10 protein-coding genes, 2 tRNA genes and 3 rRNA genes are annotated in these 16,400 nt (G+C 40.3%); 1 reads left to right on the top strand and 14 read right to left on the bottom strand.

Annotated elements, in window-relative coordinates; genetic code table 11:
* Positions 1-36: 36 nt before the first annotated feature.
* Together filB and filA are read right to left on the bottom strand one after the other, a co-directional pair.
* A complete protein-coding gene (gene filB / locus MKL38_RS17965) occupies positions 37-870 on the bottom strand; it encodes a putative pilus system C39 family peptidase FilB (protein WP_080026336.1) in 834 nt (277 codons plus the stop codon).
* A gap of 309 nt (positions 871-1,179) precedes the next feature.
* On the bottom strand, positions 1,180-2,028 hold the full coding sequence (filA, locus tag MKL38_RS17970; protein ID WP_005049007.1) for a putative pilus system protein FilA: 849 nt from the start codon (positions 2,026-2,028) through the stop codon (positions 1,180-1,182).
* A gap of 356 nt (positions 2,029-2,384) precedes the next feature.
* On the opposite strand from filA, the gene MKL38_RS17975 reads away from it, so the two are divergent.
* Positions 2,385-3,743: a chorismate-binding protein gene (locus MKL38_RS17975; protein WP_270903984.1), complete on the top strand. Its 1,359-nt coding sequence runs from the start codon at positions 2,385-2,387 to the stop codon at positions 3,741-3,743.
* 3 nt (positions 3,744-3,746) lie between these two features.
* Here MKL38_RS17975 and hisC read toward each other — a convergent pair whose 3' ends face one another.
* From hisC to MKL38_RS18035, 12 genes are all read right to left on the bottom strand, one after another.
* Positions 3,747-4,832 (bottom strand): histidinol-phosphate transaminase, encoded by a 1,086-nt coding sequence (gene hisC, locus MKL38_RS17980; RefSeq protein WP_270903985.1) that lies wholly within the window; start codon positions 4,830-4,832, stop codon positions 3,747-3,749.
* Between the two features lie 70 nt (positions 4,833-4,902).
* Positions 4,903-6,192: a histidinol dehydrogenase gene (gene hisD / locus MKL38_RS17985; protein ID WP_005043028.1), complete on the bottom strand. Its 1,290-nt coding sequence runs from the start codon at positions 6,190-6,192 to the stop codon at positions 4,903-4,905.
* 106 nt (positions 6,193-6,298) lie between these two features.
* Positions 6,299-6,982, bottom strand: coding sequence for an ATP phosphoribosyltransferase (hisG, locus tag MKL38_RS17990; RefSeq protein ID WP_270903986.1), 684 nt, complete (start codon positions 6,980-6,982; stop codon positions 6,299-6,301).
* The gene (gene murA, locus MKL38_RS17995) at positions 6,982-8,238 is read right to left on the bottom strand and encodes a UDP-N-acetylglucosamine 1-carboxyvinyltransferase (protein WP_092711078.1); all 1,257 of its coding nucleotides are present in this window, start codon (positions 8,236-8,238) and stop codon (positions 6,982-6,984) included. The genes hisG and murA overlap by 1 nt, the downstream gene beginning before the upstream one ends.
* 6 nt (positions 8,239-8,244) lie before the next feature.
* A complete protein-coding gene (gene ibaG, locus MKL38_RS18000; RefSeq protein ID WP_004794487.1) occupies positions 8,245-8,496 on the bottom strand; it encodes a BolA family iron metabolism protein IbaG in 252 nt (83 codons plus the stop codon).
* Between the two features lie 138 nt (positions 8,497-8,634).
* On the bottom strand, positions 8,635-8,973 hold the full coding sequence (hpf, locus tag MKL38_RS18005; RefSeq protein ID WP_049838342.1) for a ribosome hibernation-promoting factor, HPF/YfiA family: 339 nt from the start codon (positions 8,971-8,973) through the stop codon (positions 8,635-8,637).
* 168 nt (positions 8,974-9,141) lie between these two features.
* Positions 9,142-10,590 carry an RNA polymerase factor sigma-54 gene (locus MKL38_RS18010; RefSeq protein ID WP_045437486.1) on the bottom strand — a complete coding sequence of 483 codons (1,449 nt, stop codon included), beginning with the start codon at positions 10,588-10,590 and terminating at the stop codon, positions 9,142-9,144.
* Between the two features lie 267 nt (positions 10,591-10,857).
* Positions 10,858-10,972, bottom strand: a 5S ribosomal RNA gene (rrf, locus tag MKL38_RS18015).
* A gap of 180 nt (positions 10,973-11,152) precedes the next feature.
* Positions 11,153-14,046 (bottom strand): 23S ribosomal RNA (locus MKL38_RS18020).
* A gap of 370 nt (positions 14,047-14,416) precedes the next feature.
* Positions 14,417-14,492, bottom strand: a tRNA-Ala gene (locus tag MKL38_RS18025).
* A gap of 56 nt (positions 14,493-14,548) precedes the next feature.
* Positions 14,549-14,625, bottom strand: a tRNA-Ile gene (locus tag MKL38_RS18030).
* 59 nt (positions 14,626-14,684) lie between these two features.
* Positions 14,685-16,222: ribosomal RNA gene (locus tag MKL38_RS18035) — 16S ribosomal RNA — on the bottom strand.
* The 16S, 23S and 5S rRNA genes sit together here with 2 tRNA genes alongside, the layout of an rRNA operon.
* Positions 16,223-16,400 lie beyond the last annotated feature (178 nt).

Genomic DNA, 16,400 nt, shown 5'->3' on the forward strand with positions numbered 1-16,400 from the left:
CACCCAATTTATTTATTTTACTAAATTAAAATTTGACTATTTACGTTTGTAATAAAGACGCATATAGGTTTCTATTGGTAGTCCATAGTTCGCAGAGTGATTATCGTTATCTAACACGCGTCTCATGGTTGAGGCTTTATTTGCTAAACGATCATAATTAAATGTCGGATATTGCACGTCAACAAAAGCATATCTGTTGACGGTTGCATCCTCTACATGACGCATATCTGCATCTTTTAAAGCCAATAGATCTTTACGCTGAGATTCAGGGACAGAAACAACAAATAATGTATTATTATCCCAAACCTCTTTAAAACGATTTTCATCAAAGCTGATATTGCCTAATGCAGGATCAGCCACATAGACTCGCCCATCTTTATAAGCTTTATATACGACAAAATGTTTAAAACCAGCATAAGAAATTGGAACAATTGCAGGTTGTCCAAGCTTAACTAAATCGGAGAACTCACCGCGATAACCACCGCTCTCTAAACCAATTGCTGTGACAAAGCGTTTCATATCGAGTAATGAAAAACTTCGGCGCTCAATAATGCGTTGATATTCGCCATACTGTAGCAGACCACTCATGGTCTGTTGCTCAGTCAAACTGGTTCCAACATACCCATTTAATAAGGTTGTAAGAGCAGCCGAACCACAACTATAGTCATAAGCTTGCCGAACAATTCCGCGAAATTGATCTTCTACAGCAGGTTTGATTTTGACTGGTTCAATGTGATTTCGATGAAATGATAAATTACGTGAATCGGCAGTCTCTGTGTAATAAACAGTTCCTGGTGGCTTTTTTTCTATTTCGAAGGCTTCTGTCGCAAAGTAATACATCAATGCTGAGCCTAAAACTATCTCTAACATAAGCACTTGGTCTAAATGGTGGCCTAACCGGCCTTATTCATTTTATTCTTAGAGCAATAGCTCTACATCCCTGTGTGTTGAAGATACCTTTTTTTTTTGTAAAAAACAGCTTTTTTTTAATCTTTTTGATGAATGTATAGTTCTACTTTAATTAAAGTGTTAATTAGCTCTCATTCTTAATCATCAGTACTTTTAATATATTTAGTACACATATAGCAATATTATTAATTCTTATGAAAAATTTAATTAAAACCTCAATTAAAAAAAGCGCGTATTAAACGCGCTTTTTTTAATTTTGAACTTTTTAAATTAGTGGCCAGAAATTGTAATTGTAGAAGTACCTACATTTAAACCTTGAATTTCTAAATCACCAATTGAAGCATTAGCAGCCGCACCCAGGTGAATCCCTTGCGCATACACATTCATGCCTTGAGTACTATTATTTTGGATTTTTAAGCCAGTTGGTACAACTGAAATATTCGCATTCACGTCTAAATCACCAGTAGTATTACCAGCACCACGTACCATTACTTTATCTAGGACAATTTTACCGCCGCCAGCAGCATCATTAATACCAAAGTTAGATAGTGTTAAACCACCTTGTAAACTTGAATTTACTTTGATCATTGCACCTTGTGGAGTAGCACCTAACTGAACATTCGCTGAAATCTGACCTAAAGATAAATCTAAACCAGAGATAATTTCAGTTGGAGCTGTTTCTGTAATACCACGTACAGCAGTTGTCTGGTTTAAAGTACCCGAAGTACCAACACCAATTGAACCAACATGAATATCAACAGCACCTACTGTTGCAGCAACGTTTAAGAAAGCACCATTTGAGCCCGAAGCACCATTCGTATCAATTGCTAAATCTAAAAGGTTACCTGTACCTGTTTGAGTAAGAGTAACACCGCTGATTGCGATTGCACCACCAGTACCTGATGCACCAGTAATACCTGTTGATGTTGCCAAACCATCATTATCGTGTAGATATAATTTATCGATAGAAACACCGCCAGAACCTAAAGCGATACCGATGTTAATACCATCTTGACCTGTAGCAGCACTAAGTGCAGCATCATCCATTGACTGCATTGCCATTGCATTTGCACTGATAGCTAAAGAAGAAACTAAAGCAAGTTTAGTGAACATTTTCATTGAGCACTCTCCCAAGAGCATTTATTTTTTGACTTTAACCACTCTCATTGTCTCAAGTTGCATTTTTCTTTATATAGCAACCGAAACTTCCAATCCTTGAGTAGTTTTGCTTAGCAATTACTAAATTACATCTACGTTACTTTTTGTTCAACTAGTGTTGTGCATTTTTTGCCAACTACCCGACAAACGGTACGCTCAATTTATTCAGCATTTAACTTCCAAATATCCCCCCAATCCCACAATCAAATTCGACTATTTTATCAGCGAAAAGCATCTCCCCTATAAGTCTTCTCCCTGACGATCCACAAGTTGTAGTAAACTAATATTTCCCTCATTAACTATTCTCTTATTCAAAAATGTCTCAGTTAAAGAAAAAAATCTCATTAAATAGTAAAAATGCTGCCGAGATTTTAAAAAATTTACAAGGATTAACTGGGCTCATTTATTTAAATGACAATAACAATCCTATTATTGGCTTTCTTCCTCAACAATACATTCTTATTCAAAATAAAAATGATTTAGTTTTTCAGCGTCAAAATTTTAATGAATATAAAAATATATCAAAATCGAATCAGTTATTAGATTTTATTCAACTTAAAGAAAATAATTTAAAAGAAAATAAAGATAGCGAATCGATAACAAGTTTTAACGGTGGCTATATTGGTTTTATTAGTTATGATTTTGCTGCACATCAATTTATTAACGGTCTGAATCATATACAGCCATCTTTATTCTTAGGCCAATATCGTTCTTTTTTAAAATATATAGATAATGACTGGTATTTTTTTAGCGATGAAGAAAACGCTCTTGATCTCGTCACATATATTGAAAAAGAATTAGAGACTACTATTGTCAATAATTCCAAAAATACATTTGAATTAAAGAATGCTATTCAACCAAGATGGTCTAAAGAACAATATTTTGAAGCCTTTCATAAAATACAAGAATATATTAAAGCTGGCGATTGTTATCAAATTAATTTAACCCAAGAATTTAAAGCTAATTTCATAGGGTCGTTATTAAATAAAGCAGAAGATTTATGGAGTCTTACTAATGCACCATATGCAGGTTATTTAAAATTAGATCAATTTGAGTTATTAAGTTGTTCCCCTGAGCTTTTCATTGAATTCAATCAAAATAAACAAATTAAGACCAGACCGATTAAGGGAACTATGCCTCGATATGAGAATATTGAAAAAGATTTTATTTCTAAACAAACTTTAAAAAACTCGCAAAAAGATCAGGCAGAGAATGTCATGATTGTTGATTTATTACGTAATGATTTGAGCATTTATGCCAATACAGGGTCGGTAAAAACAACACAATTATTCGAAATCGAAAGTTTTAATCAAGTCCATCATATGGTCAGTGAGATTGTTGCGACTCTTAAAGATGATATCAACCCGATGCAAATGTTGCTCTCCGCTTTACCGGGAGGATCAATTACAGGAGCCCCAAAAATTCGGGCAATGCAAATTATTGAAGAATTAGAAGAAGAAGCAAGAGGTGCGTATTGTGGGACATTAGGTTATTTCAATTTTGATGGAACGGGTCGCTGGAATATTCTTATCCGCAGCTTTCAACAATACCAGAATCAGCTCTCTTTATGGGCGGGTGGTGGTATTACGATTGCCTCAAATGCAGAAGCAGAATATCAAGAAAGCCTTGATAAAATCTCTGCCATGCTGAACTTGATGAACAGCACAGCAGATTAAAACTTAAAGAATATCTTGTTTTAACGTTTGTACTAAACGCATATTCTGCTCATCAGTACCCACTGTAATACGTAAAAATTGATTAATACGGGGCTTATTGAAATAACGTACAATAATACCTTGTTCACGTAATTGCTGTGCGAGTTGACCCGCATCATGGACTGAGTGTGAAGCAAAAATAAAGTTCGCTTTAGAAGGTAAAACTTTAAAGCCCAAAGCAGTTAAGTCATCTACTAGCTTTTCACGACTAGAAATAACTCTCTGAAGTTGTTCTTCAAAATAAGCCTGATCTTCAAAAGAAGCTACCGCGGCTGCAATTGCAAAACGGTCAATAGGATATGAGTTAAAACTATTTTTGACAGCTTCAAGCGCTGCAATTAAATGTGGCTGAGCGATTGCAAAACCAACGCGCAAACCAGCTAATGAACGAGACTTCGAAGTTGTTTGACAAACAACCAAATTCTCATAGCGATTTACAAGACCAACTGCGGATTCTGCCCCAAAATCAACATAAGCCTCATCGATCACCACCACCCGATCTGGATTTGCTTTTAAGATTTGCTCAATATCTGGCAAATCCATTGCAATACTGGTTGGTGCATTAGGGTTTGTAATAACAATCCCACCATTTGGTTGTATATAGTCCTTAGCTTCTATCTCGAAATTCTCATTAAGTGGAATTTCTTTAGTCTTTGTTCCAAAGAACTGACTATAAACTGGATAAAAACTATAAGTAATATCTGGATAAAGAATCGGTTCATCTTGAAGGAAAAATGCTTTAAAAATATGAGCAAGTACTTCATCTGAGCCATTACCAACGAAAACTTGAGACACCTCAATATTCTGTTGTTTAGCAATTGCTTGCTTTAAAGCTGTTGCATCTGGATCTGGATATAAACGCAAGGCATCAGCTTGCTGAGTTAAAACAGCTTGAACTGCATCAACTACTTTTGGAGATGGTGGATATGGATTTTCATTCGTATTGAGTTTCAATAAATTCTGAATTTTAGGCTGCTCACCTGGAACATAAGGCTCTAATTCACGAACTTCTGGACTCCAAAAGCGCATTTGTGCTGTAGATAAAGTCATGGTCTTATCTCAAAAAAGGGCTGAAAATCAGCCCTGAGTAATAATTAAAAAAACTACAAGGTTTATAAGCTTATTGGTAACGATAGCGAGCTGAGCGTGCATGGGCATCTAAGTTCTCTTGGACAGCTAATATGTCGGCTGTTTTAGCTAAGGTTTTAACCCCATCTTTCGAACACATAATCAAGCTCGAACGTTTTTGGAAATCATAAACGCCTAAAGGAGAAGAAAAACGAGCAGTTCCAGATGTCGGTAATACATGGTTTGGACCCGCACAATAGTCACCGATTGCTTCAGGTGTATAACGCCCCATGAAAATTGCTCCAGCATGACGAATATCTTCGCTCATCGCTTCGGCATCATCTAAGCACAACTCCAAATGCTCTGGTGCAACCTGATTAATCAACTCAATTGCTTCTGCACGGTCTTTGACTAATACTAAAGCGCCGCGGTTTTCAATTGAAGTTCGCGCAATATCTGCCTTTGGCAATTCATTTAAATGCTTTTCGATTGCCAACTCTACTGCATTAAGCAAAGCTTCATCTGGAGTAATGAAAATAGCTTGAGCCACTGTGTCATGTTCAGCTTGTGATAAAACATCCATCGCTAACCAATCTGCATTATTCTCACCTTCTGCATATACTAAAATTTCAGAAGGTCCAGCAATCATATCAATGCCGACTTGACCAAATACAGCACGTTTAGCAGCTGCTACAAAACGATTCCCCGGACCAGTAATTTTATCTACAGGTGGAATTGTCTGAGTACCATAAGCCAAAGCTGCTACAGCCTGCGCCCCACCAATGGTAAATACCCGGCTAACTCCCGCAAGATAAGCTGCGGCAAGAACCAATGGATTTAATTCACCATTCGGTGCTGGAACAACCATGATAATTTCAGGTACACCCGCAACATGAGCAGGTACAGCATTCATTAGAACTGAAGATGGATAAGAGGCTAAACCACCTGGCACATAAATACCAACACGGTCTAAAGGCGTAACTTTTTGCCCTAATGTATTGCCCAAGTCATCTATATAAGTCCAGCTATCTTGTTTCTGAGCTTCATGAAATGTACGAATACGCTTTGCTGCCAATTCTAAAGCATCACGAATTTCTGGGCTTAAATTATCAAAAGCAGTTTTAAGTTGTTCTTGAGATAATTCTAAATCTGAAAATTGATGCGCAGGATGTCGATCGAACTGTTGAGTAAGTTTTAAAACATGATCATCACCATGCTGACGAACATCAGCAATAATTTGATCTACTGTTTGCACTAAATTAAGATCATTCACGGTTTCAAATGCCAATAGCTCAGCAAAAACCTGTTTGAAGTTTTGATCTTGAGTCGATAAACGTCGCATCAATTTACCCACAAGGCGAAAAAGAAAAAGTAAGTTTACCCTTTTTCTATGCGCTTGTGGGCATCATCTAGCTTAACTATCGCAAAAGCATGATGGGAAATTGCTTTTAACGCGATTGAACAGCTTGCTCAAGCTGTGAAATGATTGGATTTAACAAAGTTTGTTTACGTTTAAAACTGGCTTTATTTACAATTAATCGAGAAGACACTTTGCAAATCTCTTCTAATGGCTCAAGACCATTTGCTCTTAAAGTATTACCAGTATCAACCACATCTACAATGTAATCACCTAAACCAACCAAAGGTGCCAGCTCCATAGAACCATAGAGCTTAATAACATCAACCTGCTCACCTAAGCTTGCATAGTATTGACGTGTAAGATTGACATATTTCGTGGCAATTTTTAAACGACCCTTTGGATGCTCCATGCCTACTTTACCAGCTGTCATTAACTTACATTTAGCAATTTGCAGGTCAAGCAACTCATATACATGCTGAGCACCATGTTCCATCAACACATCTTTACCTGCTACACCTATATCTGCTGCACCATTTTCTACATAGGTCGGTACATCAGACGCACGTAAAATCAAAATACGTACTTGTTTATGCGTAGTAGGGAAAATGAGCTTACGAGACTTTTCCGGATCTTCGAGCAAATTAATACCCGCTGTAGCCAATAAAGGTAACGTCTCTTTTAAAATACGCCCTTTACTTAATGCCAAGGTCAAACCATGATCAAAACTACCCATCACATCAAAATTAGGATCATCGTTTCTTACATCATTCATTAACTTACTCGCTTAATTTTGGCACCTAAACCTTGAAGCTTCTCTTCGACATGTTCATAACCACGGTCAATATGGTAGATACGATCAATTAATGTATCTCCCTCTGCAACTAAAGCAGCTAGAACTAAAGAGAATGAAGCACGTAAATCTGTTGCCATAACAGGCGCTGCCTGTAAGGTTTCAACTCCTGTTACGACAGCATCGTGACCTTCCACCTGAATATTAGCGCCCATTCGTGACAACTCAGGAACATGCATAAAACGATTTTCAAAGATCGTTTCAGAAATTGTCGCGAATCCACGGCCAATAACATTTACTGCCATCAATTGTGCTTGCATATCAGTTGGGAATTCTGGATGTGGCAAAGTTCTAAAACTTACAGCTTTAGGACGTTTACCCATCATATCAAGTTCAATCCAGTCATCACCACGAGTGACTTCAGCACCCATTTCTTCAAACTTATCCAGAACAGACTCAAGCAATGCCGGATCCGTATGAGTTGTTTTTATACGTCCACCCGTAATTGCAGCAGCAGCTAAATAAGAACCTGTTTCAATACGATCAGCAACAACGGCATATTCACAGCCATGTAAACTTTCTACGCCAGTTACAACAAGAGTATCTGTATCAAGACCTTCAATCTTTGCGCCCATTTTAATTAACATTTGAGCAAGGTCAGTAATCTCAGGTTCACGTGCTGCATTACGAATAGTTGTAACACCGTCTGCCAATGCTGCTGCCATTAAGATGTTTTCGGTACCGCCAACAGTCACCATATCAAAAACAACTTCACCACCTTTTAAGCGACCATCAACAGAAGCATGGACATAACCATTTTCAACTTCAATATGTGCACCCAAAGCTTCTAAAGCTTTTAAATGCTGGTCCACAGGTCTTGAGCCAATCGCACAACCACCTGGTAAAGAAACTTTAGCATTACCATAACGTGCTAATAATGGTCCTAAAACCAAAATTGAGGCACGCATTGTTTTTACAAGTTCATAAGGTGCAAACTGATTATCTAAAGTAGAGGTATCTGCTTTTACTGTGTCATTTTCATAGCCAATCGTTACCCCTAATCCACCAATTAGCTTTACCAAAGTATTAACATCTTTAAGATTTGGAACATTGGTTATTGTAATTGGAGAGTCTGCAAGAATAGTTGCAGCAAGTAAGGGTAAAGCCGCATTTTTAGCACCAGAAATGCGCACTTCACCTTCGAGCTTAACACCACCCGTGATTAAAAATTTATCCATTAATATTTAAGCTCCAAAAAGGCTTGCTTTACGCCATTCATCTTTGGTCATTGCACGAATTGTTACCGCGTGAACTTCCCCACTTGCAATATAAGTATTTAATGGTGCATAAACTAATTGTTGACGAGCCACTGTACGCTTACCTTCAAATTGATCATCCACTATACGGAGGTCAAATTTTCCGGCCTGTCCGCTCACCGCCACTTCCGCTACAGGGAAAGCTTCTTTTAAAATTTGAGTGAGCTGTTCACTATTCATTGCAAAGACCTCTGACACAACCTAAGGGGTAAAACGGAGTATTTTACTATAACTTTTTCCAAGAATTCAGTACGTGTTTATATTTTATCAATAAAAAAGAGGCTATCTTTCAAGCCTCTCTTAACTTCAAAAAACTTATTAAATAGAAACAGTAACTTGCGAATAAGTACATTGCATTTTTCGATATCTTAATAATTGTCTTTTTAATTTTTCAGTCAATTTTTTAATTGAAGTATACATATCATCAGCAGTTGCCTGAGCAAACAACTCAATCCCCGGCAATCTTACAATAGCCTCTGCAACATGATTTGAACTGCCCTTATGAGAGCGCTTATCAATTTGATGATCTTTTGTTAATTTAATCTGCATACTATTCACCTGATCTAGGTGTTTCGTTAATTGATTAAATTTTGATTTAATATTTTCTTCTATAGCTGGTGTAATTGCTAAATGATGACCACGAATCGTTATTTGCATAATTCTATCCCTCACCTTTTTTAGGTTATCTAAAGAAGAACTAAAACGATTTAATGTTATCAAAAAGATAAATTGGGACAATTAAACCATTTTAGCTACTTCTCTTGGTGAAAATGAAATTTCATTATTTCGTCATAATGAATCTCTAGAATAGCCATACTTCAAAATTCAGATCAAGACTTTTCTTTCAGACGATGAAGGAATATGTAACGATTCTCGATATTTTGCGACGGTACGTCTCGCTACTTCAATCCCTTCATCTTTTAATAATGTAGCAATCACATTATCTGACAAGGGTTTACGCGGATTTTCATTTGCTACAAGTTTTTTAATCATTGCACGAATTGCAGTAGAAGAAGCCTCTCCTCCAGCGGTAGTTCCTACATGGCTAGAGAAAAAATATTTCAACTCAAAAAGGCCGCGTGGAGTAAGCATATACTTATTTGTTGTTACACGAGAAACTGTAGATTCATGCAATTCCACTTCTTCAGCAACATCTCGAAGAACCAACGGTTTCATTGCTTCAGCACCTATCTCCAAAAAAGCTTTTTGATGTTCAACAATACAAGATGCCACTTTTAATAGCGTCTTATGTCTTTCATCAATACTTTTAATAAAGTTTTTTGCCTCAAGCATCTGATTACGTAAATATAAATTGTCTTCACTTTGATCTGCTCTACGAATCATACTAGAGTAAAAACTATTAATTCTTAATTTAGGCAGGACATCTGGATTTAGTTGAACCTGCCAGTGTAAATCTTTTTTAGAAACCACCACATCTGGAATTTGATAGTCTGATTCTTCTTTATCAAAGTCCATACCAGGATAGGGTTTTAATGTTTTTAAAAGATTGATTGCAAACTTCAATTGATCTTTCGTTAGACCTGTCTGCTTGAGTAATTTATTTAGATCATTTGCTATTAAAAGCTCATAATATTGCAATAGGCTTTTTGCCTCGTTTAAATATTCAACGTCTTTCGATAAAAATTCGAGTTGTATCTTTAAACATTCTGCTAAATTACGCGAACCAATTCCTAATGGATCAAGTCTTTGAATATGTTTTAAAACAACTAAAACTTCATCTTCCTCTATCTCTTCCTCGATATCCATTTCATTCAATAATTGCTGCGATGCTAAAATGATTTCCTCTAATTCAGCATCCAAAAATCCTTTATCATCTAATGCATCAACAATACAGTAAGCAATCAATTGATCTATTTTAGAAAAGTGCAGAAGATTAACTTGTTCTAGAATATGTTCTTTTAAAGATAATTGAACTTGGCGATTATCCTCTCGCTCTTCAAATTCTGGAGTAGCCAAAGCCGTCGATTGATGAGTATAAATATCATCCCACTCTGTATCGACTGGTAAATCATCAGGTAAATGGTTTGCATTTAATTCAGTTGTTAAGTCATCTGAGTCTTTGCTTTCTAATGTAGACAGACTTTCTGTTAATGACTCTTCTTCTATTTTTTCAAGTAAAGGATTACTATCTAGTTGGATCTGAATTTCTTGTTCAAGCTCTAAACTAGAAAGTTGTAACAAACGAATTGCCTGCTGCAATTGAGGTGTTAACGATAGAGAATTCGCAACTTTCAACCCAACAGATAATTTCATATATTTTAAATTCCATAAAACAAGCAAAAATCATGCCTATTCAATATTTATAACATATAGTTTCTATTTATCATACATGTCAGTTTAAAATTTTCAGAAGAAAAAGTGGATTTTTTATTAAAAAGTCTTGCTACAGAATAACCTTATTTATAGATTAGCTATTTTTATTAATTAATTGATACTTACGCTAAATTCTTTGTCTGTGTATTTTAATTCAGTCATAAAAAAACACCCCCAACTGTTAGGTTGAGGGTGTTTCGAATAATGAGCTGGCGATGACTTACTCTCACATGGGAAACCCCACACTACCATCAGCGCTAAGAGGTTTCACTTCTGAGTTCGGGAAGGGATCAGGTGGTTCACTCTTGCTATGGTCGCCAGCACAACTGGTATGGATACTTACATTGGTCTTATTGGTTGCCGATGCGTTTTCCAAATCTTTACAGATGGGCTGATTGAGTCTTAATATTTTGTTCATTTTAGCTAAGCGTATAACTAAATCAAGTTGCTTTGCATATTAATGAATCGATTGATGCTTTATATACAACTGCTTGGGTGTTGTATAGTCAAGCCTCACGAGCAATTAGTATTGGTCAGCTTCACATATCACTATGCTTCCACATCCAACCTATCAACGTCCTAGTCTCGAACGGCTCTTTAGAGGACATAAAGTCCTAGGGAAATCTTATCTTGAGGTAGGCTTCCCGCTTAGATGCTTTCAGCGGTTATCCCTTCCGAACATAGCTACCCGGCGATGCGACTGGCGTCACAACCGGTACACCAGAGGTTCGTCCACTCTGGTCCTCTCGTACTAGGAGCAGATCCTCTCAAATTTCCAGCGCCCACGGTAGATAGGGACCGAACTGTCTCACGACGTTCTAAACCCAGCTCGCGTACCTCTTTAAATGGCGAACAGCCATACCCTTGGGACCTGCTTCAGCCCCAGGATGAGATGAGCCGACATCGAGGTGCCAAACACCGCCGTCGATATGAACTCTTGGGCGGTATCAGCCTGTTATCCCCAGAGTACCTTTTATCCGTTGAGCGATGGCCCTTCCATACAGAACCACCGGATCACTAAGACCTACTTTCGTACCTGCTCGACTTGTGGGTCTCGCAGTTAAGCGCGCTTTTGCCTTTATACTCTACGCGTGATTTCCGACCACGCTGAGCGCACCTTCGTACTCCTCCGTTACTCTTTAGGAGGAGACCGCCCCAGTCAAACTACCCACCAGACATGGTCCTCGCCCCGGATTACGGGGCAGAGTTAGAACCTCAACATTACCAGGGTGGTATTTCAAGGACGGCTCCATTGGAACTAGCGTTCCAACTTCAAAGCCTCCCACCTATCCTACACAAGTAAGGTCAAAGTTCAATGTCAAGCTGCAGTAAAGGTTCACGGGGTCTTTCCGTCTAGCCGCGGGTACACTGCATCTTCACAGCGATTTCGATTTCACTGAGCCTCTGCTGGAGACAGCGCCGCCATCATTATGCCATTCGTGCAGGTCGGAACTTACCCGACAAGGAATTTCGCTACCTTAGGACCGTTATAGTTACGGCCGCCGTTTACTGGGGCTTCGATCAAGAGCTTCGCTTACGCTAACCCCATCAATTAACCTTCCAGCACCGGGCAGGCATCACACCCTATACGTCCACTTTCGTGTTTGCAGAGTGCTATGTTTTTAATAAACAGTTGCAGCGGCCTGGTTTCTGTGGCTGTCATCAGCTCAGGAAGCAAGTTCCATCACCAACAACAGCGTACCTTCTCCCGAAGTTACGGTACCATTTTGCCTAGTTCCTTCAGCAGAGTTCTCTCAAGCGCCTTGGTCTACTCGACCTGACCACCTGTGTCGGTTTAGGGTACGATTCCTGTGTAACTGAAGCTTAGAGACTTTTCCTGGAAGCATGGTATCAGCCACTTCGCTGTACAAGTACAGCTTGCTATCAGATCTCAGCATAGAGCACCCCGGATTTGCCTAAGATGCATGCCTACTTCCTTTCACCTGGACAACCAACGCCAGGCTGACTTAACCTTCTCCGTCCTCTCATCGCATTACACAGAAGTATTGGAATATTAACCAATTTCCCATCGACTACGCCTTTCGGCCTCGCCTTAGGGGTCGACTCACCCAGCCCCGATTAACGTTGGACTGGAACCCTTGGTCTTTCGGCGAACGGGTTTTTCACCCGTTTTGTCGTTACTCACGTCAGCATTCGCACTTCTGATACCTCCAGCATACTTCTCAATACACCTTCATCGGCTTACAGAACGCTCCCCTACCACTTGACTTAAAAGTCAAATCCGCAGCTTCGGCACATAGTTTTAGCCCCGTTACATCTTCCGCGCAGGCCGACTCGACTAGTGAGCTATTACGCTTTCTTTAAAGGGTGGCTGCTTCTAAGCCAACCTCCTAGCTGTCTATGCCTTCCCACATCGTTTCCCACTTAACTATGATTTTGGGGCCTTAGCTGGCGGTCTGGATTGTTTTCCTCTTGACTACGGACGTTAGCACCCGCAGTCTGTCTCCCGGATAGTACTCATAGGTATTCGGAGTTTGCATCGGTTTGGTAAGTCGGGATGACCCCCTAGCCGAAACAGTGCTCTACCCCCTATGGTATTCGTCCGAGGCGCTACCTAAATAGCTTTCGGGGAGAACCAGCTATCACCAGGCTTGATTAGCCTTTCACCCCTATCCACAAGTCATCCCCTGGCTTTTCAACGACAGTGGGTTCGGTCCTCCAGTTAGTGTTACCCAACCTTCAACCTGCTCATGGATAGATCGCCTGGTTTCGGGTCTATACCCAGCAACTAAACGCCCTATTAAGACTCGATTTCTCTACGGCTCCCCTATACGGTTAACCTCGCTACTGAATATAAGTCGCTGACCCATTATACAAAAGGTACGCAGTCACCGAACAAGTCGGCTCCCACTGCTTGTATGCATGCGGTTTCAGGATCTATTTCACTCCCCTCACAGGGGTTCTTTTCGCCTTTCCCTCACGGTACTGGTTCACTATCGGTCAGTCAGGAGTATTTAGCCTTGGAGGATGGTCCCCCCATATTCAGACAAGGTTTCACGTGCCTCGCCCTACTCGTCATCATTATGTGTGCCCTTTCGTGTACGGGAATATCACCCTCTACGTTCGCACTTCCCAGAGCGTTCCACTAAAACACACATAACTTAATGGGCTGATCCCCGTTCGCTCGCCGCTACTAAGGGAATCTCAATTGATTTCTTTTCCTAAGGGTACTGAGATGTTTCACTTCCCCTCGTTCGCCTTGCAACACTATGTATTCATGTTGCAATACCTACCTTAAAGTAGGTGGGTTCCCCCATTCAGAAATCTCCGGATCAAAGGATATTTGCCGCCTCCCCGGAGCTTATCGCAGGCTATTACGTCTTTCATCGCCTCTGACTGCCAAGGCATCCACCACATGCACTTAATTACTTGACTATACAACCCCAAACAGTCGTTATTACCTACAAGGAGTAATAAGACATGATTAATGATTTCTCATCAATCTCTTACAGTTTGAAGTACTGTGTATTTAAACACTGTACAGCTTCAATCTAATTCATATACCAAAACGCTTGATTCAGTTAATTTGCTAGTTCTCAATTAATTCCAAGATCAGAATTACTTCTTCTCTTTTCATTATTGAGTGAACAATTTATTTCAGACTCAATTTTGCCAATCTGTTAATGAATAAACATGCCTTCGTCAGGTCATGCTTAATACCGTGATACTTAAATCACAGAAGTTAATAAACCAAGATCTTAATCTTTATTTACTAATTTCTGTAATCCGAACTTCTCTTAAGTTCTGGTGGAGACTAGGAGAGTCGAACTCCTGACCTCCTGCGTGCAAAGCAGGCGCTCTACCAACTAAGCTAAGTCCCCAGCTTACATCATCAGTTATGTATCTTCTTTTCTATAACTTCAACCAGTCAAAGTCATGGTGGGTCTGACAAGACTTGAACTTGTGACCCCACGCTTATCAAGCGTGTGCTCTAACCAACTGAGCTACAGACCCTCAGATACATCTATGAAGAACAACTTGTTGTGGATTCTTACCAATCGTCAATCTTTCGTTAAGGAGGTGATCCAGCCGCAGGTTCCCCTACGGCTACCTTGTTACGACTTCACCCCAGTCATCGGCCACACCGTGGTAAGCGTCCTCCTTGCGGTTAGACTACCTACTTCTGGTGCAACAAACTCCCATGGTGTGACGGGCGGTGTGTACAAGGCCCGGGAACGTATTCACCGCGGCATTCTGATCCGCGATTACTAGCGATTCCGACTTCATGGAGTCGAGTTGCAGACTCCAATCCGGACTACGATCGGCTTTTTGAGATTAGCATCCTATCGCTAGGTAGCAACCCTTTGTACCGACCATTGTAGCACGTGTGTAGCCCTGGCCGTAAGGGCCATGATGACTTGACGTCGTCCCCGCCTTCCTCCAGTTTGTCACTGGCAGTATCCTTAAAGTTCCCGACATTACTCGCTGGCAAATAAGGAAAAGGGTTGCGCTCGTTGCGGGACTTAACCCAACATCTCACGACACGAGCTGACGACAGCCATGCAGCACCTGTATATAAGTTCCCGAAGGCACCAATCCATCTCTGGAAAGTTCTTACTATGTCAAGGCCAGGTAAGGTTCTTCGCGTTGCATCGAATTAAACCACATGCTCCACCGCTTGTGCGGGCCCCCGTCAATTCATTTGAGTTTTAGTCTTGCGACCGTACTCCCCAGGCGGTCTACTTATCGCGTTAGCTGCGCCACTAAAGCCTCAAAGGCCCCAACGGCTAGTAGACATCGTTTACGGCATGGACTACCAGGGTATCTAATCCTGTTTGCTCCCCATGCTTTCGCACCTCAGCGTCAGTGTTAGGCCAGATGGCTGCCTTCGCCATCGGTATTCCTCCAGATCTCTACGCATTTCACCGCTACACCTGGAATTCTACCATCCTCTCCCACACTCTAGCTAACCAGTATCGAATGCAATTCCCAAGTTAAGCTCGGGGATTTCACATTTGACTTAATTAGCCGCCTACGCGCGCTTTACGCCCAGTAAATCCGATTAACGCTTGCACCCTCTGTATTACCGCGGCTGCTGGCACAGAGTTAGCCGGTGCTTATTCTGCGAGTAACGTCCACTATCTGAAGGTATTAACTTCAGTAGCCTCCTCCTCGCTTAAAGTGCTTTACAACCATAAGGCCTTCTTCACACACGCGGCATGGCTGGATCAGGCTTGCGCCCATTGTCCAATATTCCCCACTGCTGCCTCCCGTAGGAGTCTGGGCCGTGTCTCAGTCCCAGTGTGGCGGATCATCCTCTCAGACCCGCTACAGATCGTCGCCTTGGTAGGCCTTTACCCCACCAACTAGCTAATCCGACTTAGGCTCATCTATTAGCGCAAGGTCCGAAGATCCCCTGCTTTCTCCCGTAGGACGTATGCGGTATTAGCATTCCTTTCGAAATGTTGTCCCCCACTAATAGGCAGATTCCTAAGCATTACTCACCCGTCCGCCGCTAAGTGATAGTGCAAGCACCATCACTCCGCTCGACTTGCATGTGTTAAGCCTGCCGCCAGCGTTCAATCTGAGCCATGATCAAACTCTTCAGTTAAAAATCATTTTGCACCTTATTAAAGACAAGGTGCCAATTCTGGCTCATCAATTTTCTGACTTAAATTTCGCTCAAATAAACTTCGAGTAATTTAAACCAATCAATCAATGATAATATTTCGATCAATCAATCAGTAAAAATCCACACAAGTTGTTCTTCATAATCTCTTAATGATCTT

The organism is Acinetobacter sp. AOR14_HL, assembly GCF_027855175.1.
GTDB classification, from domain to species: domain Bacteria; phylum Pseudomonadota; class Gammaproteobacteria; order Pseudomonadales; family Moraxellaceae; genus Acinetobacter; species Acinetobacter calcoaceticus.

What these genes read in the sequence shown, in the direction of transcription:
- MKL38_RS18010 (WP_045437486.1), bottom strand. Translation starts at nt 10,590, where the DNA reads ATGAAATTATCTGTTGGGTTGAAAGTTGCGAATTCTCTATCGTTAACA.
- filA (WP_005049007.1), bottom strand. Translation starts at nt 2,028, where the DNA reads ATGAAAATGTTCACTAAACTTGCTTTAGTTTCTTCTTTAGCTATCAGT.
- ibaG (WP_004794487.1), bottom strand. Translation starts at nt 8,496, where the DNA reads ATGAATAGTGAACAGCTCACTCAAATTTTAAAAGAAGCTTTCCCTGTA.
- filB (WP_080026336.1), bottom strand. Translation starts at nt 870, where the DNA reads ATGTTAGAGATAGTTTTAGGCTCAGCATTGATGTATTACTTTGCGACA.
- hpf (WP_049838342.1), bottom strand. Translation starts at nt 8,973, where the DNA reads ATGCAAATAACGATTCGTGGTCATCATTTAGCAATTACACCAGCTATA.
- hisD (WP_005043028.1), bottom strand. Translation starts at nt 6,192, where the DNA reads ATGCGACGTTTATCGACTCAAGATCAAAACTTCAAACAGGTTTTTGCT.
- MKL38_RS17975 (WP_270903984.1), top strand. Translation starts at nt 2,385, where the DNA reads ATGTCTCAGTTAAAGAAAAAAATCTCATTAAATAGTAAAAATGCTGCC.
- hisC (WP_270903985.1), bottom strand. Translation starts at nt 4,832, where the DNA reads ATGACTTTATCTACAGCACAAATGCGCTTTTGGAGTCCAGAAGTTCGT.
- murA (WP_092711078.1), bottom strand. Translation starts at nt 8,238, where the DNA reads ATGGATAAATTTTTAATCACGGGTGGTGTTAAGCTCGAAGGTGAAGTG.
- hisG (WP_270903986.1), bottom strand. Translation starts at nt 6,982, where the DNA reads ATGAATGATGTAAGAAACGATGATCCTAATTTTGATGTGATGGGTAGT.